The following is a 24,354-nucleotide window of genomic DNA, read 5'->3' on the forward strand; positions in this document are numbered from 1 at the left end:
GTTATCAAAAATAATTATACAAACATAGGTTAAATTTTTGTTTAACTTTATTAATAATAAGTTAAACAGTATTATCTTTATACTCGAATTCAAATACAATCAAAATGGCAACTAAAAAGACCGTAATAACCAAAGATCAAATTGTTTCCTATTACATGAATCATGTTTTAGAACATCATGAAAAACCAAAATCAATTTACCAATTTGCTAAGAACAACGGATTTCAAGAAAGTGAATTCTACACTTTTTTTGGCACGTTGGACGCTATCGAGAAAGAAATCTTCATACAATTCTTTGATAAAACCCTAGAATTACTGGAAAAAAACCCGGCATATACTAGTTATGACATGAGAACTAAATTGCTAAGTTTCTATTTCACGTTCTTTGAATTGCTTACTGCGAACCGAAGTTATGTTTTATATGCATTGCAACAGCATAAAAATCAGTTAAAAAACGTAATGCTTTTGACAGATGTTCGAAAAAAATTCAAAAATTATATAGGCGAAATAACGACCGATGATTTCCGTGTTCAAATAGAACGTTTTCAAGAATACCAAGAAAAAGCAACCAAAGAATCCCTTTGGATACAATTTTTACTCACTTTAAAATTTTGGATGGAAGACAGTTCCGCTGGATTTGAAAAGACAGACATTTATATAGAAAAATCGGTAAAAGCAGCTTTCGAATTGATGAACATCACTCCTATTGACAGTTTAATAGATTTTGGGAAATTCCTATTCAAAGAAAAAATACAGAAAAACAAATGAAAACCATAGACTATATTCCTACTTCAAAAATTGAACGAGCGACCAAATTGGTGCAAACGGGGGCAAAAGTAGGCGTGAATTACTTAAAATATTACGGCGAAAAAATGGTCAACTCAGACCTCACAAAAGACAAACTCAACGAAGACAATGCCGAAGATATTTATGACGGCCTAAAAAGCTTGAAAGGAAGTGCGCTGAAAGTAGCACAAATGCTGAGTATGGATAAAAATTTTCTGCCTCAAGCCTATGTAGAAAAATTTTCATTGTCGCAGTTTTCTGTTCCTCCGCTTTCGGCTCCTTTAGTACTTAAAACCTTCAAAACTAATTTTGGCAAAACTCCTTATGAGATTTTTGATGAATTCAATGCCGAATCGGTAAACGCTGCGAGTATTGGTCAAGTGCATTTGGCTAAGAAAAACGGAAAAAAGTTGGCGGTAAAAATTCAATATCCTGGCGTTGCCAATAGCATTTCTTCGGATTTAGCGTTGGTCAAACCAATGGCGATTCGAATGTTCAATCTACAAGGCAAGGATTCTGATAAATACTTTAAAGAAGTAGAAGACAAATTGATTGAAGAAACCAATTATACGCTTGAACTAAAACAAAGTCAAGAAGTAGTGGCTGCCTGCCAAAAAATTGACAACTTGGTTTTTCCAGCCTACTATCCTGAATTTTCATCCGATAAAATCCTAACGATGGATTGGATGACGGGCAATCATTTATCGGAGTTCACTGCTAAAAACAGCAATCAAGAAACCGCCAACAAAGTAGGACAAGCGTTGTGGGATTTTTATATGTACCAAATTCACATCTTACGAAAAGTACACGCCGACCCACATCCTGGCAACTTTTTGGTAGACGAAAACCAACAATTGGTCGCTTTGGATTTTGGCTGTATGAAAAGCATTCCGAATGACTTTTATGTGCCTTACTTTGAATTAATCAACAAAGAAATTATTGACAATAAACAACTCTTTAATGCCAAATTGTTTGAGCTTGAGATTTTAAGAAAAGAAGATACTCCAGAAGAAATTGCCTATTTTACGAGTATTTTTTATGATTTGCTATCGCTGTTCACTTTGCCGTTTCAAAACACGCATTTTGATTTTTCAGATGAAGTATTCTTTACCAATATTGCACAATTGGGCGAGCGATTTGCCAAAGACACCAACCTCCGCAAGATGAATGGTAATCGAGGCTCCAAGCATTTTATTTATATGAATAGAACCTTCTTTGGTTTGTATAATTTGATGTTTGACCTCAAAGCTTCCATCACCGTAAATCAATACCAAAACTATTTATAAAATTGAAAAAAACGCACTTACCTTCCAAAATATGCATGGTCTGTAATCGCCCTTTTGATTGGAGAAAAAAATGGGAAAAAGTTTGGGACGAAGTAAAATATTGTAGCGAAAAATGCAAAAGAAACAAAAAGGTTTAGTTTGGTTCAGAAATGACTTAAGAATCGCGGATCATCCAGCGCTGCAAAAGGCTATTGCTGAAAACGAAAGCGTAGTTGGCGTGTATTGTTTTGATCCAAAACAGTATGCAATAACAGCATTTGGGTTTAAAAAAACAGCTCATTTTCGAGCACAGTTTACTATAGAATCCGTTCAAGAATTAAGAGCAAATTTGGCAACTCTTGGTATTACACTTTTGGTGTATCAAGACGCAGCGGCAGCTGTTCTTCCTAGTTTAATTGAAAGCACCTCTTCGACTACGATTTACTTTCAAAACGAATGGACCAGCGAGGAAAAAGAAGAAATTGAGAGCGTGAAAAAAAATTGCGGCCCAACGGTTGAATTTGTCGCTACTTATCATCAATTTTTATTTCCACCAGAAGTCATTCCGTTTTCAATAGCCGAAATACCTGCTGTTTTCACACAATTCAGAAATGCTTGTGAAAAAAAAGCAATAGTCCCAAAAATTGGTAAGCTAACCGCCATGCGAGAATCCAATACAATTGACACACAAACCGCAATTCCTACTTTAGAAGATTTAGGATTTACAACCTTTCAAGTAGATAGGAGAACCGCTTTTCCTTTTCGTGGTGGCGAAAATCAGGCATTGGCAAGACTGCAAGAATACCTTTGGAACACCAAAAAAATCAGTCAGTACAAACAAACTCGTAACGGATTGATTGGAACAGATTACAGCTCAAAGTTTTCGCCTTGGTTGGCCAATGGATGCCTTTCGCCCAAAACCATTTATTGGGAAATCAAGCGCTACGAAAAAGAAGTAGAAGCCAATGAGTCCACGTATTGGTTGATTTTTGAATTGCTTTGGAGGGATTACTTCAAATACATTTCGCTTCAAAATGGCAATGTGATTTTTAAAATTGGGGGCATTCAAAACCGAGAGTATCAATGGTCGCAAGACAAAAAAGCCATCCAACAATGGATTAACGGGACTACGGCAGCACCTTTTGTGAATGCGAATATGCTGGAATTGCAACAAACAGGTTGGATGAGCAATCGCGGACGACAAAACGTAGCTTCTTACTTTGCCAAAACTTTACTCCTAGATTGGAGAATTGGAGCAGCCTATTTTGAATCGATGCTTTTGGATTATGACGTACACAGCAATTATGGCAATTGGATGTATGTTTCAGGTGTAGGCAACGACCCTCGTGATAGAAAATTCAATGTCGCCTTGCAAGCTCAAAACTATGATAAACAGTCCAAATTCCAACAACGCTGGCTACAACAACAACTTTTTTAAAAGATGAATTCGAATAAAAAACATATCAATATCGTTTGGTTCAAAAGAGACCTTCGTTTACAGGACAACGAGGCTATCCATAATGCAATCCAATCCGGTCAGCCTACACTTTTACTATATGTTTTTGAAAAATCGTTGCAGAACGATGGACATTATAGCGAAAGACATTGGAATTTCATCAAGCAATCTATCATAGCCCTCAACGCAGAACTTCAACCGTATCAAACAAAAGTATTAGCTGTAAATGGAGAAGTCATTAGCACCATTAATAGCATACTCGAACTATACACCATCAAAAATGTCTACTCGCATCAAGAGACGGGAATAAGAATTACGTACGAAAGAGACAAAGCTTTCAAAAGATTTTGCAAAAACAACCAAATCAATTGGGTAGAAAACATCAATAATGGCATTTTTAGAGGGCTAAAAAACCGAAGCAATTGGGTGATGCAATGGGAAAAATATATGAATGAGCCACAACTTGCTTTTTTACCAAATGAAGATAGTTTTCTAAAATTGACCCAAATTGATAAATTAGAACGCTTACTAGAGAAAACAAATTTGACCACCATTCCCGATGCCATTTTTCAAAAAGGAGGCACAGAAATGGGGCAGAAATATTTGGAGTCCTTCTTTAAAAATCGGTATTTCAATTATAGCAATCATATTTCAAAACCATTATTGGCAAGAAAAAGCTGTAGTCGGCTTTCTCCCTACATCGCTTGGGGAAATTTATCTACCCGAGAAGTATTGCAGAGAGCTGCTACTTTTCGATTGATTTGTACTGACAAAAAACAAATAGATTCCTTTGTATCGCGACTCACTTGGCAAGCCCATTTTATTCAAAAATTTGAAATGGAAGAAATTATGGAATTTGAAAGCATCAACAAAGGCTATCACGATTTAAAAAAGAAAGTCAATCCCTATTTCGTTGAAGCTTGGAAGAAAGGACACACAGGGGTGCCTCTTGTGGATGCATGCATGCGCTGCCTTAACGAAACGGGCTACCTCAACTTTAGAATGCGCGCTTTATTAGTGTCGTTTTTTACTCATAATCTCTGGCAACCTTGGCAAGAAGCTACACAACATTTATCGCAAATGTTTTTGGATTTTGAGCCGGGTATTCATTATCCACAATTGCAAATGCAAGCCGGAGAAACTGGGGTTAACTTATTGCGCATTTACAATCCAATAAAGAATAGTTTAGAACATGATCCGCAGGGAGAATTCATCAAACATTGGGTTCCAGAGCTTCGAAATTTACCCGTTGTCTTTGTACATGAACCTACTAAAATGACCTTTTTGGATCAAAAATTCAACAATTTTGAATTGGGAAAAGACTATCCTAAACCGATTGTCAATATTGAACGAACGCGAAAATTTGCTTCAGATTATTTATGGAAAATGAAGAAAAATCCTCTAGTTAAAGAAGAAAGTAATCGGATTTTGAAATTACATACCCTAGCCGATATTGGCGATAGCGATTAAAAAAACTATTCACAGAACAAACAACATTTAATACCAAAATATAAGTCAACTAAGTTTTTTAAAAAAGCCTATTCATCCAATTAGTTATAAGTAAAAATAAGACACTAGTAGTTTCAACTACTTATTTGAACTATAAATTTCACTTTTAGTAATTCAACCCAAAACTAATTTGACTGATATGTTTAAATATTTTTTGATAAAAAAGGGATTCAGATATAACCAAAAAAATTATAAAAAGCCTTAGCTATGCCTAACAAAATAGCCCTTACCGAATTAGAAATCGACCGAATTATAGAAATGGCTTGGGAAGACCGAACCACTTTCGAAGCCATACAATTGCAATTTGGATTAAAAGAACAAGAAGTCATCGACTTGATGCGAACCGAAATGAAACCTTCAAGTTTCAGACTTTGGCGTGCTCGAGTGCAAGGTCGCAAAACCAAGCACGAGAAACTTCGAAATTTTAGTGAAGGAAGATTCAAATGTACTCTCCAGCGACAAATCACGCATAACAAAATATCAAAACGATAATCCAAACTCAACTACATTATGAAAAACATCGTAATCATCGGCGGAAGCAAAGGAATTGGTAGTGCAATATTACTACAACAGTTACAATCCAATCAAGTATATAATATCAGCAGAACGGCGCCAGATTTGTCACATCCCAATTTAACACACTTTGCAGTTGACATTTTGAAAGACCCGCTTCCAGATATCGAAAATGTGGACACATTGATTTATTGTCCTGGCTCGATTACGCTAAAACCCATTGGGAGTCTAAGTGTTACCGATTTTAAAAATGATTTTGAAATCAATGTCATCGGAGCTGTACTGGCCATTCAAAAATATTTGCCTGCACTACGAAAAGGAAAAAACCCCTCGATACTTTTGTTTAGCACCGTGGCGGCCAAGTTAGGAATGCCTTTTCATGCGAGTATTGCTACTGCCAAAGCAGGAGTAGAAGGTTTAGTAAAATCTTTGGGAGCAGAATTGGCTTCGGTGATCCGAATAAACGCCATCGCACCCACAATTACAGAAACCTCATTAGCCGCAGGAATTTTAAGAAATGAACGAATGAAAGAAAACATGATCGAACGCCATCCGATGAAAGGTTTTTTAAAACCAGATGAAGTAGCTCACATGGCGAATTTCTTGATTTCGGAAGAAGCAAAATCCATTTCGGGACAAGTTTTTGCGTTGGATTATGGAATCGTAAGTTTTAAAATATAAGGCGAGGTGCTTTCATCGACAAAAAACATAAGAATATCGATTTTATTTATTTTTTAAACACTATTTTAACTATATTTATAATAAATAAAAAACATTTTAAATAAATTATTAAATTTTTCATAAACTTATTTTTATTTAAAGTGTATTAAAAAATCCCTTTACATTCATTCTATGCTCTCTTGAGATAATTGTTAGATCCATAAATTAAGTAAGTATGAATATTCTATTAACAGGAGCCACAGGATATATTGGCAAACGACTACTTCCGCTTCTAGTGGAACAAGGGCATTATGTGATTTGCTGTGTTAGAGATAAAGATCGCTTTTTCTTACCGGATCACTTAAAAAATCAAGTCAAAGTAATTGAAGTTGATTTTTTAAACCAAGAAAGTTTAATTGCCATTCCTAATGAAATAGATGCAGCTTATTATTTAATACACTCCATGTCTGGCTCCGCTACCAATTATGATGAGTTAGAATACAATGCTGCTGTACATTTCGTAGATCGAATGAATGTTACTAGAGTCAAACAAGTGATCTACTTGAGTGGAATCATAAATGACACGCAATTATCCAAACATTTAGCCTCAAGAAAAGCAGTAGAAAATGTACTAAATACGGGTTTATACGCCATTACCACCTTGAGAGCAGGAATTATAGTAGGCTCAGGAAGTGCTTCCTTCGAAATTATTCGCGATTTAGTTACCAAACTTCCGGTAATGATTACTCCAAAATGGCTCAATACCAAATGTCAACCCATTGCAATATCTGATGTTTTAGAGTTCCTGACCAAAAGTTTGTATCACCCCGAAACCTTAGATCGAAATTTTGATATTGGTGGTCCAGATATTTTAACCTATAAAGAGATGCTCTTGGGCTATGCCGAGGCTGCGGGTTTGAAACGCCACATTTACACAGTCCCTGTTATGACTCCAAAACTCTCTTCTTATTGGCTTTATTTTGTCACTTCAACCTCTTACAAATTAGCCACAGCCTTAGTAAGTAGCATGAAAGTAGAAGTAGTTTGTCAAGACAATCGCATCAATACCCTATTAAAAGTTACTCCCATCAGCTACAAAGAAGCCGTGAGAAGAGCTCTTGTAAAAATTGATAAAGACGATATTGTCTCAAGCTGGAAAGACGCTATGATAAGCGGGCAATTTATGGGCAATGTAGCCGATTATCTGAAAATACCCAAAAAAGATTGTTTTATTGACCGCCGCAAAAAAGAAATTGTCAATCGAAAATTTACTATGGAACGCATTTGGTCCATTGGGGGAGAAACCGGTTGGTATTATGGTGATTGGCTGTGGAAAATCCGCGGTTTTTTTGACAAAATAGCTGGAGGCGTAGGCCTTCGAAGAGGACGAACTAACCAACATGACATTCATTCAGGAGATGCCTTAGATTTTTGGAGAGTACTGTATGCCAACAAACAAGAAGGTAAACTCGTTTTGTACGCCGAAATGAAACTCCCCGGCGAAGCTTGGCTAGAATTCAAAATCATACACAATACCTTATACCAAGCCGCTACCTTCAAACCCCACGGTTTTTGGGGCAAATTGTATTGGTACTCCGTTCTGCCTTTTCATGGCTTTATCTTTGAAGGCATGATTAATAAATTGATTAAAAAATAAATTCCAAAAGTTAAATTCCAAATTCCAAGGCTTGTGCAAAACCTTAGGATTTGGAATTTATTTTTTCTGGAATTTAGCTCAGCTATTAAAAAACATCTCAAAATCATTTACGTAAAGCTTTTGCAAAAAAAAGAATATATTTGGTTAGGATTAAAGAAAAGGATTCAATTAGCTGAAAAAAAAGTATGGCAAAAGACAATTCAAAAGTCAACACTAATAACGAATTAATACTACGTTCTTCTACAGCAGAATATTTGACATTTATTGCAGCAACTGGAGAAGGTGGCGTGGAAACTATTTATGCAGATGAAAATATTTGGCTGACACAAAAAATGATGGGAACACTTTATAATGTAAATGTAAGAACCATTAGTGACCATCTTCAAAAAATATTTGTAGACAACGAATTAGAAAAAGATGCAGTTATCCGAAAATTTCGGATAACTGCATCAGATGGCAAAAATTATAATACACAACATTACAATCTTTCAGCTATTATTGCTGTTGGTTATAAAGTAAATTCTGAGCGAGCTGTCCAATTCAGAAAATGGGCAACACAAATAGCAAAAGAGTTTACCATCAAAGGATTTACTATGGATGATGAACGTCTAAAAAATGACGGTACTATTCTAGGTAAAAAATACTTTGAAGAACAGCTACAAAGAATACGGGAAATCCGATTGAGTGAACGTAAATTCTATCAAAAAATAACCGACATTTATGCTACAGCTATTGATTATGACGTAACAGCTCAAGCAACTAAACGTTTTTTTGCCACAGTACAAAACAAATTACATTGGGCAATACATGGTCAAACAGCGGCAGAAGTTATTGTTAACAGAGCCCAATCACCAAAACGAAAATATGGGCTTGACAACTTGGAAAGACGCTCCAAAAGGTAAAATTCAAAAATTTGATGTTAGTGTTGCCAAAAACTATTTGTCTGAAAACGAAATGAAACAATTGCAACGCCTAGTTTCAGCCTATTTAGATATTGCTGAAGATATGGCGTCAAGGCAAATTCCAATGACAATGGAAGATTGGGAAAATCGCCTAAATAAATTTATTGAAGCCACCGATAGAGAGATATTACAAGATATAGGAAAAGTAACTGCTGAAATAGCCAAAGCTCACGCAGAAAGCGAGTTTGAGAAATACAGAATAATTCAAGACCAATTATTTGAAAGTGATTTTGATAGAATCGTTCAAAATCAATTGGCTCCTAAAAAAGAATAAGATACACCAAACGTTGGAAATAAAACTTAAATGTATCACTACTATGACACCCTTTTAAATTCCAAATTCCAAATGGCTAATAGCCTTGGAATTTGGAATTTGTATTTTTAAAAGTTTACTACCCTACAACTTTTTCACTTTCAATCGCAAACTATTACTTACCACACTTACACTGCTGAGAGCCATAGCTGCACCCGCGAGCATCGGATTGAGTAAAAAGCCATTAAACGGAAATAGAATCCCCGCCGCGATAGGAATGCCAATCACATTATAAATAAAAGCCCAAAATAAGTTTTGGTGTATAGTAGCCACAGTAGCTTTTGACAATCGAATCGCTTGCGGAATCTTATGCAAATCCGAGGTCATTAGCGTCATATTGGCGACTTCCATCGCAATGGCGCTTCCTTTTCCCATAGCAATACTGACATCGGCTTGGGCCAATGCGGTGCTGTCATTAATCCCATCACCCACCATAGCAACTGTTTTGCCTTGAGCTTGTAATTCTTTGATAAAATCGGCTTTTTGTTGAGGCAACACTCCGCCTTTATAGTGAGTAATTCCCATTTGTGTAGCCATCGCTTGTGCGGCTTTTTCAGCATCGCCCGTTAGCATATATACCTCAACACCAATCTGTTGCAACTCACGAATCGCTGCCGCAGAAGTTGGTTTTACTGCATCCGAAATGGCCAAGAGCGCTAAAACGCTAATTGCATTAGCAAAGCCAATTACGGTTTTGGCTTCGGCTTCCCAAACGGTACTTTTTTGAAGAAAGTCTTCGCCTATTTCGATTTGGTTGGCTTTTAAAAAAGAGGGATTCCCTACAAAATACTCCTCACCTTCTACTTTGGCTCTAACGCCTTGCCCTGTTATACTCTCAAAATTAGTAATCGCAACCGTTGGAACTCCTTGTAAATGTTGCACCACGGCTTCCGCCAAAGGATGCTCGGATTGCGATTCGATACTCAACAAAATGGAACGTAAATGAGAATCGACAGTACTCCATTGTTCACCAGTTACTTTCGGTCTTCCTTCGGTGATGGTCCCTGTTTTGTCTAGAACGATGGTGTCTATTTTTTGTGCCAATTCTAAACTCAGTGCATCTTTAATGAGAATGCCATTTTCGGCACCCTTGCCTACTCCAACCATAATGGCTGTTGGAGTTGCCAATCCCAAAGCGCACGGACAAGCAATCACCAAAACAGTGACTAAAGCCATAATACCTTGCGTAAAGCCATTTTCACCCCCTAAAATCCACCACAAAACAAAAGCCAAAACTGCAATCACCATAACCACAGGCACAAAAATACTAGCGATAAAGTCGACCTTTTTTTGAACTGGGGCCTTGCTTCCTTGTGCGTCTTGGACCGTTTTGATAATATGAGCCAAAAGCGTTTCGGAGCCAATTTGGACGGCTTTGAACACCAAACTACCTTTTTGATTCAACGTACCTGCCCAAACTTTTTCGTTTGCCTTTTTGAGTACGGGAATGGGTTCGCCGCTTAACATACTTTCATCCACATAAGAATCTCCACTTATGACAACACCATCGACTGCAATACGTTCGCCAGGTTTTACCAGCAATCGATCCCCAACTTTAACTTGCTCGATAGGAATTACTTTTTGCTGCTCGTTGTCGAACCACAAAGTAACCGTATTGGGTTGCAACTCCATCAACTTTTTTATAGCGGTGGAGGTATTGGATTTGGCGTTTTCTTCTAACCATTTGCCTAATAAGATAAAAGCTACTACAACAGCAGCCGCTTCAAAATAGACGTGTCCGTGCAATCCTTTTTGATGCCAATACTCCGGAAACAACGTATTGAAAACACTAAATATATACGCGACTCCTGTACTCAGCGCTACGAGTGTGTCCATATTGGCTGTACGATGTTGGGCTTGCTTCCAAGCATTTATAAAAAAACTACTTCCAAATCCGAAAACAACAGGAGTTGCTAACACCCACATAATTTCGTTAGCATAAGGCATTTCCATAAAAAACATACCAATAATTACAATAGGCAAAGCCAATAGCAAAGCCCAAATGGTTTTGGTTTTTAAAGTGGTCATTTTTTCTTCTTGTATCGCAGCCAAGGTTTTACTTTCATTGGCTTCTTCCTCAATAAACAAATCATAGCCTGCGTCTTGCACCGCTTTTTGGACTTCGGATAGGGTAATGATTTTTGGAAAGAACTCAAGGGAAAGGATTGCCGAAGCATAGTTGACTTCGGCTGAAACAATCCCATTTAAGGCTTGAACTGTAGAAGCGATTTTATTGGCGCAAGACGCACATCCCATTTGTAAAACTGGAATTTGTCTCTTTATAGTAGTTTTCATAGTATACTGTTTTAAATTACAGTACAAAATTACTTGGAATCAAATTGAGAAGTATTACACAATTATCCTAAAGAATTACAACAATTTCCGAAGATAAACAGTGAATACTTTTTCAAGCATCCGTCATCTAAAAAAGAGCCACGAATGCACCAATTGCAGCTAGAATGCTATAATAATTGTGGTGCACTTTGCTTTGGTTCTTCAATTCACAAATAACATGAATTTTAGAATTTACGCCATAAAAAACACCTTATAATCAAGAAAATTTCCCCAAAAAAAACAAGAATAAACACTAATTTCTAACCGTTTTTTATTCCACGAATTCTTAAGGATCTATAAAATTAGTGCAATTCCATTTTAATATTTATAAAAATTAGTACCAATTTGTGCATTCGTGGCTAACTTTTTTAAGGGAAACGAACTACTTTGCTTACACTTGATCTAAAGGAATCCGTCGTTCGGTACGAAGATTTTTGAAATAACTCGGTGTTAATCCTGTTACACTTTTGAATTGATTGCTCAAATGGGCCACACTTGAATACTGTAACTGAAAGGCAATTTCACTCAAAGTCAACTCGTTGTATACTAATAACTCTTTTACTTTTTCAATCTTTTGTGCGATGAAATATTTCTCAATTGTGGCCCCCTCGAGTTCAGTAAACAAAGTAGTAATGGATTTGTAATCACAATCCAATTGGGTACTCAAATAGTCGGAAAGGGTATTTTTGAGTGCCGAATTTTGATTTTGAACCAAATCAATAATCAAGGTTTTCACTTTTTCAACCCCTTGCTTTTTTTGGTCTTCGATGATTTCAAAACCAACATTTTGAAGTGTTTTAGCTATAATTTCTTGGTCGCTTACAGCAAGTTCCTTTTCAAAAACTACTTCACCAAGAGATACGGAAAGTGGCGTAAATCCGCTCTTTTCTAACTCGGATTGTACCACCATAATGCAACGATGGCACACCATATTTTTGATGTAGATTTTCATTTTTGGAGTTTTTTGTAAAAGTACAAAATATGCGATTGCTTATTTCAAAATCCCAGCTTTGTATGTAGCGATGGCGCGGTCTCTAGCCATAGCGTGTTCTACCATAGGTGCACCGTAACCTAAATCAAATTCAGGAATCCATTTTCGGATGTAGTGGCCTTTGGCGTCAAATTTTTGCAATTGAATATCAGGATTGAAGACTCTAAAATAAGGAGCAGCATCGCAACCAGTACCTGCAGCCCATTGCCAATTACCTACATTGGCAGACAAATCATAGTCTAAAAGCTTTTGAGCAAAATAGGCTTCGCCCCATTGCCAAGGCAATAACAAATGTTTGCACAAAAAACTAGCCACCACCATACGCACTCGATTGTGCATATAACCTGTAGCATTGAGTTCGCGCATACCTGCGTCAACCATTGGATAACCTGTATTTCCTGAACACCACCGCTGAAAATCAGCTTCGTCATTGCGCCATTCTATACCGTCGTAAGCTGATTTAAAATTGTGTTGGACTACTTTGGGGAAATGATACAAGATTTGCATAAAAAATTCTCTCCAAATGAGTTCGCTCAAGAAAACGTCATTTTTACGAGCAGCCCAATTCACTAATTTTCGGACACTAACGGTACCAAATCGCAAATGTGGCGACAAATAAGAGGTCGTATCTAATGCTGGAAAATCACGGGTTTCGTGATAATTTGCGATTTTAGTCAAATTGTGGGGTTTGACTTTGATGGCACTAGCTTCAAAACCAATAGCAGACAAGGAGGGAAATTCGAAAGAACTAGAAAACCAATTTTTAGAAAAAACGCTCGTATCTTGCTCCGCAACGGGTGACATCGTTCTGTATTTTTCTAACCATCTGTTTTTATAAGGCGTGTAAACCGTGTAAGGCAAACCGTCGGCCTTGGTGATTTCGGCTTCTTCAAAAATGACTTGGTCTTTGAATGCCTGAACTTTTACGCCATTTTGAGCTAACAATTCGGTAATCTGTTGGTCTCTTTTTATAGCATAGGGCTCGTAATCTTTATTAAAAAATACTTCTTTGACCTCAAAATCTGTCATTAATTGTTGCCAAACTTCTTGGGTTTTTCCTTTTTTTACTATAAGAGAACTGCCAAATTCAGCTAATTTTTCGTTGATTTTCGAAAGTGATTCGTAGATAAAAGTAACTCTAGCATCGTCTTTGGGCAACTGCTCCAAAATGGCATCGTCAAAAATAAAAAGAGGAATTACGGGAAACGGACTTTGCAAAGCCTCAAATATCCCGACATTATCTTCTAACCGCAAATCGCGACGAAACCAAAAAAAAGTAACCGATTTCGACATTATTTCTGGGTATTAAAAATAGAATCCACTGCTTTTTCACGGAAAGAGAAAATTTCATTCAACTTGTTTTTGACTACAAGTCGATTCATTATTCTTCCTAAAATCCCTAAAGGCAAGGCATAGTGCACAACATCAGTCATTTTAACTCCTGTGGGTGTGGCTTCAAAAAAATGTTTATGATGCCATAATGTGTAAGGGCCAAATCGCTGCTCGTCTATAAAATAACTTTTATCTTTTACGGCTGTTATGATGGTCATCCAACTGAGTTTTATTCCCAGTAATGGTGACACTTTGTACTGAATAACCTGTCCGGGATAAGCGGTGCGTCCATCAAAATCAGTAATTTGAAAGCCCATGTCTGCCGGAGTTATCTTCTGTAAATTCTGTGGACTAGAGAAAAAAGCCCAACATTCCTCAAGAGTAGCATTGATGTGTTGAACGGATTCTTTTTTATAAACTTTCATGATGTGTACGATAAATGTTGTTGATTGCCCTGCGTGAGGGGTAGTAATGGAGCTCTTGTTGTAGTGGCGATCAAGGCCACTACAACAAAGCGGGAATGGATGACCCGACCCCCGATTGGGGAATGGTGTCGGTAGTATACTCGTGTTTCGGGGGGCACGCCCAAAACTACATTTTATAATATTTGAACGGAACGAATAGCATTCCGAAACATTCGCCTTGTTCTTTACCTAAATGTTTGTGGTGTACTTTGTGGGCTTTTCGTAGTCCTATGAGATATTTGTTGTTGGTGTTTTTGAACCATTTAAAGCGTTGATGAATCAATACATCGTGGATTAGAAAGTAACACAATCCATAAAAAAAGATACCCAAACCTATAAAAAAAAGATAATTAAGACCGCCTTCTGCACCAAAATAAAAAAGAAGAATACTAGGAATGGCAAAAATTACGAAGAAAATATCGTTGCGTTCAAAGATATGCGCATATTTTGGCTGATGGTGGTCAGCGTGAAAATACCACATAAAACCGTGCATGACGAATTTGTGGGTACACCAAGTGACACATTCCATAATCAGAAAAACCCCTAAAAAAATAAAAAAGTTAAGCATTGTTGTTGTGTTTATTTTAATTTAGAATTAAACCATTCTCAATTTGTACGTCACAAAAGATTGTGCTAATAAGCCCGCTTTGGAATAATTGGATACTCGTATTCTTTCGGTTCCGATTTTATGACAAGGAGTACTTTCGAGTTTGCGTAACAATTTCAGATAATACACATAGGCTGTAAAAACCCCAAATTTAGCTTCGAGTGGTAATTTTTTGATGCCTTCGCGTGCTACTCTAAAATCTTCTTTAATTTCGGCAATGATTGTTTTCTTGGAATCTTCATCAAACGATTTCAAGTCGACACCTGGAAAATAATTGCGATTTAGCACCAGATTATCGTCTTTTAAATCTCTAAGAAAATTCACTTTTTGAAAAGCAGAACCCAAACGCATAGCTTCATCCTTTAGGAAATTGTATTTGTCTTCATCGCCTTTTACAAAAACTTTCAAACACATTAACCCTACCACATCAGCCGAACCATAAATGTATTCTTGGTATTCGGATTGGGTGTGATAGTCTGATTTTATCAAGTCGAGTTTCATACTCTTTAGAAAAGCCTGTACCAAATCATCCGAAATATTATTTTCTTTTACAGTAGTTTGAAAAGCATTGAGAATCGGATTCAAACTGATACCTGATTTTAAGGCTTTATAATATTCGATTTCAAACTCTTGAATTAATTGTTCTTTGTCAAATCCATGAAAAGAATCGACAATTTCATCGGCAAAACGAACAAATCCGTAGATATTGTAAATGTCACGTCTGATGCTTGGCGCAAGCATATAAACGGCTGTAGAGAAGGAAGTACTGTAATTTTTGGTTACTAATTTACTGCACTTAAAGGATACCTCATCAAATAATTGTTTCATAATTAGGCTACTGAAATTTGGTTATGGATTAATTCTGATACTAGTTTTCCTGAAATTAATGCAGGAGGTACTCCTGGACCTGGCACGGTTAATTGCCCTGTGAAAAATAAATTTTTGACTTTTTTACTTTTCAATTTTGGTCTAAGAAAAGCCGTTTGTAACAATGTGTTCGCCATTCCGTAAGCATTTCCTTTATAGGAGTTGTAGTCTGCTACAAAATCATTTTTACAAAAGGATTGTTTAAATATAATATTTTTTTTGACAGATTGTTGCGTAAGTAGCTCAAAACGAGTAATTATTTTATCAAAGTATTCTTCTCTCAATGCCTCTGTATCATTTATTCCGGGAGCTAAGGGCACTAAAAAAAAGGCGGATTCCATTCCATCAGGAGCTGCGGTTTTGTCAGTCAAGGATGGAAAATTAGCATAAAATAGTGGTTCTTTAGGCCATTGTGGCTCATCGTAAATATCTTTGGCATGTTGGTAAAAATCGACATCGAAAAACAAGGCATGATGCGAAATATTTTCTATTTTTTTATCAAAACCTACATAAAACAGTAATGAAGACGGTGCAAAAACGCGACTTTCCCAATACGCTTCTGAGTAAGCTCGATGCTCTTTATCCAATAAAGTTTCTGTATGATGATAATCGGCACCGCTAAGCACAATATCAGCAGTAATAGTTTGCCCGTTGACCACAATTCCGGTAGCGGTTTTATGCTCTACAACAATTTTTTCGATGGTTGCTTCGGTGACAAATTTCACCCCAACTTCTTTCGCTAAAGTTTCCATCGCGCGAACCACGTCAAACATGCCTGTTTTGGGGTGCCAAGTACCTAAACCAAAATCAGCATAGTTCATGAAACTATAAAATGAAGGCGTATCCGAAGGTTTTGCTCCAAGAAATAATACTGGAAACTCTAAAATTTGAATTAATCGTGGGTTTTTAAACTTTTTGCGAACGTCGCGGCTGATATTACTAAAAAACTGTCCTACTTTTTGGGCTGTTTTTAGAGTCACCAATTCCAGAGGAGAAACACCTGGACGATAGACTAAATCTTTAATGGCTATATTATAATTACTTTGTGCTTCGGCCATGAAAGCTTGCAAAACTTTCCCACTTCCTTTTTCAATTGCTTCGAAAGTATGAGCTATATCATCAAGATTATCAGCTATAGCTATAAAATCATTGATTCCGAAATATACTCGATAGGCAGGAGACAGTTTTATTAGCTCATAATAATCTGTGGTTTTCTTTCCAAAGTCGGCAAAAAATCGTTCAAAAATATCTGGCATCCAATACCAACTCGGACCCATATCAAAGGTAAAACCTTGCACTTTGAGTTGTCTTGCTCGACCTCCAATGGTTTGATTTTTTTCAAAAACAGTAACGTCATGGCCACTTTTAGCTAAATAACAGGCGGCCGACAGGGACGAAAATCCTGAGCCAATAATTGCAACTTTATTCATTTTATTGTTGGGGCGTTAATTGTATTAGGGTTGCTCTAAACGGCATCAATTAATTCTGGGATAGATTCAAACACTCTGCAATCATCCCCTAATACTTCGGGTCGAATTGCTTCTACTAATCTACCTATAAACCAAAGTTGTGTTCCATCTCCCAGTAACTCTTTTTGCATTGTTTTTACATATTCATTCACACTTTCACGATCCGGTTGCACAGTCATATAGGAAATATAAGTAATGTTATCAAAAGTGTTTTTCAACATAGGCAAGTTATCGATTGGCATGCTTTCACCTAGGTAAATCGTTTTATAACCTTGTAATAACACTTCATAATGCAAATACATCAAACCTAATTCGTGAATTTCATTCATTGGCAAAGACAACACAAATACTTTGTGAGTATTTGTAATTTCTTGCTTTTGTTGTTGTTCAATATTGACTAATAATTTCTGCTTGATTAAATAACTCACAAAATGCTCATGAGCTGGGGTTATGGTATCTGTCTGCCATAATAAACCCAACTCATTCATTAACGGCACAAAAACCTGCATAAAAACTTCTTTAAAAGTCTTTTTAGTTATTAACCAATCATAAGTTTTAAAAAACATGTCTTGATCAAAATTCATCATGGCTACCTTAAAATCACTAATTGCATGATTATTTGCATTTTTGGTAGTTACAATTTCTCTAACTAAAGTAGGTATTTTCTCTTCTGAATAAGTAGCTATTTTCGATATTTTATACCCATAATCATGAAGCAAGGTAATATTCAACAGCTTTTGTAAACTTTGTAAATCATACAAACGAATATTAGTATCCGTTCTCATCGGTTGCAGCACATTGTATCGCTTTTCCCAAATACGAATGGTGTGCGCTTTGATCCCAGAAAGATTTTCCAGGTCTTTAATGCTGAAAACATTTTTTACATTGTTCATTGTTTTTTAAATTTTATTAAACAAAAGTAAAAATTATTTTTGACAAACCGCGAAAATTTACAAAGTTATTTTTTCATAATGATTTAGCTTATCTAAGTGAAGTATGGTAAAAATGTGTTTTTCGCTGCTTTCAAAATTGGGTTGAAATTTTGCACCATATACTATTTCAGAAAAAATATAGGAAGTTCGTGTGGCTACCGTGGTGCTGTACATATCGTCAAATGTTTTTACAAAAACAAGCACTTCTCCCGTAATGGCAGCGAAATCAGCAGCAGTAAATTGAAAAAGAGGGCTTTTTTCAGTAATTGGATGTACTAGAGTCCAGCTCAATACTAGAGAATTTAATTTATTCATCTCTAAATCTAGGACATAAAAGGTGTTGATCGGTTTTCCATTTTCTATGCTATTCAGCCCTAAAGTAACACTGACTTCCGTGTCCAAATAATTGGTATTCTTGTAAGGTGCCATCCTAAACATGAGCGCATTACCGTCTTTGTAAGGCGCTATTATCGCATTATCGGAAAATTTTAAATAGACTTTCGGCTTACTAAATCGACCAAAAAATAGTCCCGTTGCAATTGCAAAACTCAAAAGACCAATTAATGCTTCAGCCGCAGACAAGGAACTCGCTAAGAAACCTACGGGACTAATGTGTCCATAACCCACCGTAGTAAATGTTTGAGCACTAAAAAAATAGGCGTGACCGAACTGTATCCATTGACTTTGATTTTGGGATATTCCATTTAAATTTTCAATTCCAATGGCGAAGTAGCCTATAGCAAACACAAAATTTATAGCGATATAGAACAAAAACAATAGCGCTAAAAATTTCCAGGAGGGCATATCAATGAGCGTATGATACCAACTGTGGTGCTCCAAAAAAGACAACCCAACTCGCTTTACACTAGTTTTTCCATTTTTATCAAAAAAACGTTTGCCATTAGTTGCTGCATTTGCTCCAAATCCAGTGTTGTTTATTGGGGTTAATTTAGAATTTAATCGTTGAAATAGTGCCATAAAATGTGATGATTATTTCCTTAAAATAGGGATTTGCTTAGGTAAATTAAGTAACTTTTTTAGTGGATGCCGAAAAAATATTGGTAGTAAGATAATTACTTCTAAAAACAAAATAAACACAAATACAACCATTTGGCAAGAATGAAAAAAATCGAACCTGAATAAGAAAAATTCGGTTTATTTCAATTTTAGTCCTAATGAAACGCTTGTAATTAAAGTGAATTCGTGAAAATTCTTTTATAATAAACAAAGCCTACATGTGTAAACATTCGAAAGCTTACCTCCCTCCTTTTTGAACACAATAAAAGTAACCAATTAAGGCTAGAATTTATATGCTACATTTATCTAAACAAAAAAAAGTTATTTTTATAGGCGCAACAGTATTCTAAACAAAAAAACAAACTTATGAAAGAAATTACCAAAGCTGACATCAGTCAAGAAGTTTTTGATTTATATGATGATTACGCCCATAATAAAATTGAAAGAAGGCAATTTATTGAAAAATTATCGCTTTTTGCTGTGGGGAGTTTGACTGTTCCTACCTTACTTAGTTTCATCACACCCAACTATAAAGACAATCAAACTATCGCAGCCGACGATCCAAGATTAGAGTCAGCCATAATTAGCTACCCTTCGCCAAAAGGAGGCGGAACAATCAAAGGATTACTTTCTAAACCAACAGACAAAAAGAAAAAACTACCCGGTGTTATTGTAGTTCATGAAAACAGAGGCCTAAATCCTTACATTGAAGACGTGGGAAGAAGAGGTGCACTCGAAGGCTTTATCACTTTAGCACCCGATGCTTTGAGTCCGCTTGGTGGATATCCTGGCAATGATGATGCTGGTCGAGAATTACAAAAAAAACGGACCCGTGAGGAAATGCTAGAAGATTTTATAGCGGCTTACGAATTTTTAAAAGACCATAAAGACTGTAATGGCCATGTGGGAGTAGTAGGATTTTGTTTTGGTGGATGGATTGCCAATATGATGGCCGTTCGGGTTCCAAAATTAGGAGCTGCAGTCCCGTTTTATGGTGGCCAACCTAGCGCAGCAGATGCCCCGAAAATTAAAGCACCGCTCTTGATCCAATATGCAGGCTTAGACATTCGAGTTAATGAAGGTTGGCCCGCTTATGAAACTATATTAAAACAAAATAAAATCGATTATACAGCCTTTATCTATCCCGATGTCAATCATGGTTTTCATAATAATACCACACCGCGTTATGATGAAAAAGCCGCTAACTTGGCTTGGGAAAGAACTATTAACTTCTTTAGAAAGCATCTTAAATAAATTTTTCAAAATACATTTTATATGAACGAATCATTAAGTCCAATAATTGAAGCTCAACAACTCAAAGAGATGCATAAAAAAAAATCTTTGGTTTTGGTTGACGCTTCCAATGGAACGAATACGAGACAAAACTATGAATTAAAACACCTTGAAGGAGCCATTTTTGCAGACTGTAACACCCAATTGGCCACTATCGGCGCAGATGTTTCCAATGGAGGAAGACATCCCTTGCCAAGTATTGACGATTTTTCAAAAACGTTGGGCAATTTAGGGATAACGCCTCAAACTTGGATAGTGGTCTATGATGATAAAAATGGAGCGAATGCAGCTGCGCGATTTTGGTGGATGCTTAAAGCGATAGGTCATGAAAAAGTCCAAGTGTTAAATGGTGGTATTCAAGCAGCAGAAAAAATAGGTTTTCCTGTAAATTCAGATCCAGTTGCTATTATAAAAAAGGACAAATATCCTTGTACCACTTGGCAATACCCATTGGCTTCGATTGATGAAGTTGAGACAGTAGCCAAACTTCCTTCACATACCATAATAGATGTTAGAGAAACTTTTCGCTATAACGGCGAAAGTGAACCAATAGATGTAGTTGCAGGACACATTCCTGGAGCCATAAACATTCCTTTTACGCAAAACCTCGATGAAAACGGTCTCTTTTTAGCTCCTGAAATTTTAAAAGAAAAATACGAAGCTATCCTTGAAAAGTCTTCATCAGAAAATACCATTGTACATTGCGGATCGGGAATTACGGCTTGCCATACTGTATTGTCCCTACATCTTGCTGGTTTTGCTATCCCGAAATTATATGTAGGCTCTTGGAGCGAATGGAGTAGAAATGACAAACCCATAGCGAAACTGTAATTTATAAAAAAAAGCAGTGGTGGTATCACTGCTTTTTTGACGCAATCCAATTTCAAAACTGTTTAGTACTGATACTGGTTTCAAGATGGATTAGTAGTTTTGGATTCATTTGGCCTAATGATCATTCTCAAATCATGGTCTTTGGTGAAATATGCGATAGACCAGTTGTAAAAGGTTGCGATTTTATTTCGATAATGCATTAAAGAAATGAGGTGAACAAAAACCCAAATAAACCAGGCAAAAAACCCCTTAAAATGAAGGTTTTTAGGCAAATCCGCCACTGCTTTATTTCGGCCGATTATAGCCATAGAACCTTTGTCATGATATGAAAATTCTTTTAAAGGTTTTCCATTCGCTAAATTATCAAAGTTTATGGCCAAATTTTTGGCTTGTTGCAAGGCGACTTGGGCAACTTGTGGGTGGCCATCCCTAAAATTTGGATCTAAAAATTGAATAGCGTTATCTCCAATTGCGTAGGCATTTTCTAAACCTTCAATAGCGTTAAAAGCATCAGTTTGAAGTCTTTTTCCTCTTCCAAAACAGTGCTCAGGAATTCCATCAAACTTTTGTGATGTAACTCCAGCAGCCCAAATTAAATTTTCAGTTTCTATTATTTTTCCATTACTCAAGATCACTTTTTGATTTGAAAAATCGGTAACCTGCGTATTTAAATAAACTTTGACTCCTATTTTTTTTAGTTCTAGTAGCGTACTTTCTTGTGCTTTTTTACTCATAGGAGATAAAAGTTGCGCACTTCCATCTACTAAGTAAATATGAGCATTTACAGGCAGTTTGTTGAATTCTGGATAGTCTTTTTTAAAAATGGTTTTGCGCAATTCTGCAAGCATTCCTGAGATTTCAACTCCGGTTGGCCCACCTCCAGCCACCACAATATTGAGTTTTTCTTTTAATTTCTTCTTGTTATCGAGTAATCTTGTAGCTTCTTCTAATTGTTTTAGTAAAAAATTACGCATTTCTAAAGCATCGTTCAAGGTTTTCATGGGAATTGCGTTTTTCTTTACATTTTCCATACCAAAATAGTTCGTAACGGTGCCTGTAGCCATTACAAGATAGTCATATGATAATGTTCCTGTATCCAGTAGTACTTTTTGTTGAGATACGTCAATTTTGACGAGAGCCCCATTCACAAAACGCACATTTTTTTTATCCCGTAAAAGTTTTCGATAGGGATAACTAATATTAGAAGGTTCTAAAAATCCAGTGGCAACTTGATAAAGTAAAGGTGGAAAAAAAACATAATTATTCTTATCCACTAAGATGATTTCGTAGCTGGTATTTTTGATGTCTTTTGCTAAATTCAGACCCGCAAATCCTCCTCCAATAATGATGATTTTTTTCATTTATGTAAAATTTATTTTTTAGCGGTCATATATGGTATCGCCTTTTATTTATTGGTTTGTGCTTGCAGCAAACTCTTTGTTAATGGCGATTTCATGTGATTAGGCTTTAATGTGAAACTACTTTTAAACCAATAATGGAAGCAATCAAGGTAGTGATAAAAAACAATCGCCAAAAACTAGCCGGTTCTTTGAATACAAAAATTCCAATTAAAACGGTACCCACTGCGCCTATGCCTGTCCAAACACCATAGGCTGTTCCTATTGGAAGCGTTTGTGTGGCTTTAATTAATAAAGTCATACTAATCAATAAAGAAAGTAAAAAACCAGCATACCAATAATACATTTCGATACCAATTGTTTCTTTGGCTTTGCCTAAACAAGCAGCAAAAGCTACTTCAAATAATCCAGCGATAATAAGTAGGATCCAATTCATGTTTGTGTTAATTTATTTGTAATGAATCTAAATTAATGAATTAAAACGAGATGACCTCTTTTTAAGGACATTTAAAATGTACAATTTCCATTAGTATTATTTTTTTGTAAATAATTCCTTCTACTTCTAATAATTTTAAAATAAAAGTCCTTTTTTTATTCGACTATAACAACCCTAAAATCATAAAAATACACAACGGTGTTACTGAGTGCAACAAGTGTAACATCTTGTTTTACAAATAGTAACGTTATATTTTTGCACTGTTAAAAAATATAACTGTTCATGAAAAAATTAATTTATGTTGTAACTTTATCGTTACTAGTAACATTGAGCTATTCACAAAAAAAGTCAATTATGAAAAATGAAAATGAAGTTTTGAATCCATTCCCAAAAACCTTTTCCCATGTCGGAATTACTGTTCCAGATATTGAAAAAGCAGTTAAATTTTATACAGAAGTTTTGGGATTTTATGTCATCATGCAGCCAACAGTTGTTAAAGAAGAGAACGAAACCGCCATCGGTAAAATGTGTATCGATGTATTTGGAGAAGGCTGGGGTACTTTTAAAATTGCTCATTTATCTTCAGGAGACAGAATTGGATTCGAATTGTTTGAATTTAAGGAAAGTAAAGAACTAAAACCTAATTTTGAACCTTTCCGTTCTGGGCTGTTTCACTTTTCAATTCAAGATCCTGATATTGAAGGATTGGTTAAAAAAATTGTAGCCGCAGGAGGAAAACAAAGAATGCCTATTCGCGAATATTACCCTGGTGAAAAACCCTACCGCATGTGTTATGTAGAGGATCCTTTTGGAACGGTATTCGAAATTTACACGCACTCTTACGAATTGCATTATTCACAAGGTGCGTATAAATGATTTGATTTTGCAAAATCTTGTCCCCACTGATTCAATTGTAGAATAATGGGGATAATGGTTTTACCAGCTTCCGTTAATTCGTAGTCCACTCTTGGAGGAGTAACTGGAAAAACGGTTCGTTTCACTAAAGCATCTTTTTCCAAAGCACGCAAAGAATAAATAAACATTCTATTAGAAATATCTGTGATACTTTTTTGTAATTCTCCCGATCGAATTGCGCCGTCTTTTAAGTGAAATAAAATAAGGCTTTTGTATTTGTCTCCAATTAAACGCAAGGTAAAGGCAAGGGAGCAATTGAATTCCTTGTTGTCGTATCGTATGGTTTCTTTTTCCTTTTTCGGACTCATCTTTTTTAAATTTAAAGTTAGATAAAAATTAAAATACAAAGGTTGAAATTTTAAAGTATTCGAACTTCCTATAGCAATTT

General features: G+C 36.1%; 25 protein-coding genes. 13 read left to right on the forward strand and 12 right to left on the reverse strand.

All coding sequences use genetic code 11. The features are described from left to right. Positions 1-104: 104 nt before the first annotated feature. The 10 genes from ACSVH7_RS12560 to rhuM (ACSVH7_RS12605) all read left to right on the forward strand — a co-directional run bounded on the left by ACSVH7_RS12560 (position 105) and on the right by rhuM (ACSVH7_RS12605) (position 9,081). Positions 105-767, forward strand: a complete 663-nt coding sequence (locus tag ACSVH7_RS12560; protein ID WP_438067043.1) for a TetR family transcriptional regulator C-terminal domain-containing protein — start codon at positions 105-107, stop codon at positions 765-767. Continuing rightward, positions 764-2,071 carry an ABC1 kinase family protein gene (locus ACSVH7_RS12565; RefSeq protein ID WP_438067044.1) on the forward strand — a complete coding sequence of 436 codons (1,308 nt, stop codon included), beginning with the start codon at positions 764-766 and terminating at the stop codon, positions 2,069-2,071. Before ACSVH7_RS12560 ends, ACSVH7_RS12565 begins: the two co-directional genes overlap by 4 nt. A 2-nt stretch (positions 2,072-2,073) precedes the next feature. After that, positions 2,074-2,208: a DUF2256 domain-containing protein gene (locus tag ACSVH7_RS12570; protein WP_438067045.1), complete on the forward strand. Its 135-nt coding sequence runs from the start codon at positions 2,074-2,076 to the stop codon at positions 2,206-2,208. Further along, positions 2,184-3,488 (forward strand): DASH family cryptochrome, encoded by a 1,305-nt coding sequence (locus ACSVH7_RS12575; protein ID WP_438067046.1) that lies wholly within the window; start codon positions 2,184-2,186, stop codon positions 3,486-3,488. Before ACSVH7_RS12570 ends, ACSVH7_RS12575 begins: the two co-directional genes overlap by 25 nt. Before the next feature lie 3 nt (positions 3,489-3,491). Next, positions 3,492-4,976 (forward strand): deoxyribodipyrimidine photo-lyase/cryptochrome family protein, encoded by a 1,485-nt coding sequence (locus tag ACSVH7_RS12580; protein WP_438067047.1) that lies wholly within the window; start codon positions 3,492-3,494, stop codon positions 4,974-4,976. Between the two features lie 246 nt (positions 4,977-5,222). Next, positions 5,223-5,507, forward strand: a complete 285-nt coding sequence (locus ACSVH7_RS12585) for a TIGR03643 family protein (protein WP_438067048.1) — start codon at positions 5,223-5,225, stop codon at positions 5,505-5,507. Between the two features lie 18 nt (positions 5,508-5,525). Beyond that, on the forward strand, positions 5,526-6,209 hold the full coding sequence (locus ACSVH7_RS12590) for an SDR family NAD(P)-dependent oxidoreductase (protein WP_438067049.1): 684 nt from the start codon (positions 5,526-5,528) through the stop codon (positions 6,207-6,209). A gap of 214 nt (positions 6,210-6,423) precedes the next feature. Continuing rightward, complete coding sequence (locus ACSVH7_RS12595) at positions 6,424-7,845, forward strand: SDR family oxidoreductase (protein WP_438067050.1); 1,422 nt, start codon at positions 6,424-6,426, stop codon at positions 7,843-7,845. Between the two features lie 185 nt (positions 7,846-8,030). Continuing rightward, a complete protein-coding gene (gene rhuM / locus ACSVH7_RS12600; protein ID WP_438067051.1) occupies positions 8,031-8,747 on the forward strand; it encodes a RhuM family protein in 717 nt (238 codons plus the stop codon). Continuing rightward, positions 8,710-9,081: a RhuM family protein gene (gene rhuM / locus ACSVH7_RS12605; RefSeq protein WP_438067052.1), complete on the forward strand. Its 372-nt coding sequence runs from the start codon at positions 8,710-8,712 to the stop codon at positions 9,079-9,081. Before rhuM (ACSVH7_RS12600) ends, rhuM (ACSVH7_RS12605) begins: the two co-directional genes overlap by 38 nt. A gap of 123 nt (positions 9,082-9,204) precedes the next feature. Here rhuM (ACSVH7_RS12605) and ACSVH7_RS12610 read toward each other — a convergent pair whose 3' ends face one another. The 9 genes from ACSVH7_RS12610 to ACSVH7_RS12650 form a co-directional block, all read right to left on the reverse strand. Beyond that, positions 9,205-11,415: a heavy metal translocating P-type ATPase gene (locus ACSVH7_RS12610; RefSeq protein WP_438067053.1), complete on the reverse strand. Its 2,211-nt coding sequence runs from the start codon at positions 11,413-11,415 to the stop codon at positions 9,205-9,207. A 430-nt stretch (positions 11,416-11,845) separates the two neighbouring features. Then, positions 11,846-12,406, reverse strand: a complete 561-nt coding sequence (locus ACSVH7_RS12615) for a helix-turn-helix domain-containing protein (RefSeq protein ID WP_438067054.1) — start codon at positions 12,404-12,406, stop codon at positions 11,846-11,848. 39 nt (positions 12,407-12,445) lie between these two features. Continuing rightward, positions 12,446-13,738, reverse strand: coding sequence for a cryptochrome/photolyase family protein (locus tag ACSVH7_RS12620; protein WP_438067055.1), 1,293 nt, complete (start codon positions 13,736-13,738; stop codon positions 12,446-12,448). Next, positions 13,738-14,202, reverse strand: coding sequence for an SRPBCC family protein (locus ACSVH7_RS12625; RefSeq protein WP_438067056.1), 465 nt, complete (start codon positions 14,200-14,202; stop codon positions 13,738-13,740). The genes ACSVH7_RS12620 and ACSVH7_RS12625 overlap by 1 nt, the downstream gene beginning before the upstream one ends. Positions 14,203-14,368: 166 nt before the next feature. Further along, a complete protein-coding gene (locus ACSVH7_RS12630) occupies positions 14,369-14,809 on the reverse strand; it encodes a sterol desaturase family protein (protein WP_438067057.1) in 441 nt (146 codons plus the stop codon). Between the two features lie 27 nt (positions 14,810-14,836). After that, positions 14,837-15,676, reverse strand: a complete 840-nt coding sequence (locus tag ACSVH7_RS12635; protein ID WP_438067058.1) for a phytoene/squalene synthase family protein — start codon at positions 15,674-15,676, stop codon at positions 14,837-14,839. A 2-nt stretch (positions 15,677-15,678) separates the two neighbouring features. Further along, positions 15,679-17,145 carry a phytoene desaturase family protein gene (locus tag ACSVH7_RS12640; RefSeq protein ID WP_438067059.1) on the reverse strand — a complete coding sequence of 489 codons (1,467 nt, stop codon included), beginning with the start codon at positions 17,143-17,145 and terminating at the stop codon, positions 15,679-15,681. A 35-nt stretch (positions 17,146-17,180) separates the two neighbouring features. Further along, positions 17,181-18,077 (reverse strand): MerR family transcriptional regulator, encoded by an 897-nt coding sequence (locus ACSVH7_RS12645; RefSeq protein WP_438067060.1) that lies wholly within the window; start codon positions 18,075-18,077, stop codon positions 17,181-17,183. 57 nt (positions 18,078-18,134) lie between these two features. Further along, entirely contained in the window at positions 18,135-19,094 is a 960-nt protein-coding gene (locus tag ACSVH7_RS12650) for an ion channel (RefSeq protein WP_438067061.1), read from the reverse strand. Between the two features lie 405 nt (positions 19,095-19,499). Between ACSVH7_RS12650 and ACSVH7_RS12655 the strand changes: the two genes are divergently transcribed. Next, on the forward strand, positions 19,500-20,387 hold the full coding sequence (locus ACSVH7_RS12655) for a dienelactone hydrolase family protein (RefSeq protein WP_438067062.1): 888 nt from the start codon (positions 19,500-19,502) through the stop codon (positions 20,385-20,387). 21 nt (positions 20,388-20,408) lie between these two features. Then, a complete protein-coding gene (locus ACSVH7_RS12660; protein WP_438067063.1) occupies positions 20,409-21,257 on the forward strand; it encodes a sulfurtransferase in 849 nt (282 codons plus the stop codon). Positions 21,258-21,337: 80 nt separating this feature from the next. Here ACSVH7_RS12660 and ACSVH7_RS12665 read toward each other — a convergent pair whose 3' ends face one another. Together ACSVH7_RS12665 and ACSVH7_RS12670 are read right to left on the reverse strand one after the other, a co-directional pair. Further along, positions 21,338-22,618, reverse strand: a complete 1,281-nt coding sequence (locus tag ACSVH7_RS12665) for an NAD(P)/FAD-dependent oxidoreductase (RefSeq protein WP_438067064.1) — start codon at positions 22,616-22,618, stop codon at positions 21,338-21,340. Between the two features lie 106 nt (positions 22,619-22,724). Then, on the reverse strand, positions 22,725-23,051 hold the full coding sequence (locus ACSVH7_RS12670) for a DMT family transporter (protein WP_438067065.1): 327 nt from the start codon (positions 23,049-23,051) through the stop codon (positions 22,725-22,727). A gap of 354 nt (positions 23,052-23,405) precedes the next feature. Here ACSVH7_RS12670 and ACSVH7_RS12675 point away from each other — a divergent pair, with 354 nt between their 5' ends. Continuing rightward, positions 23,406-23,927 carry a lactoylglutathione lyase family protein gene (locus ACSVH7_RS12675; RefSeq protein ID WP_438067091.1) on the forward strand — a complete coding sequence of 174 codons (522 nt, stop codon included), beginning with the start codon at positions 23,406-23,408 and terminating at the stop codon, positions 23,925-23,927. Here ACSVH7_RS12675 and ACSVH7_RS12680 read toward each other — a convergent pair. Continuing rightward, positions 23,903-24,274 (reverse strand): winged helix-turn-helix transcriptional regulator, encoded by a 372-nt coding sequence (locus ACSVH7_RS12680; protein ID WP_438067066.1) that lies wholly within the window; start codon positions 24,272-24,274, stop codon positions 23,903-23,905. The two genes, ACSVH7_RS12675 and ACSVH7_RS12680, sit on opposite strands and share 25 nt — an antisense overlap. Positions 24,275-24,354 lie beyond the last annotated feature (80 nt).

This window comes from Flavobacterium sp. TSSA_36 (genome assembly GCF_051547165.1).
Lineage (GTDB): Bacteria > Bacteroidota > Bacteroidia > Flavobacteriales > Flavobacteriaceae > Flavobacterium.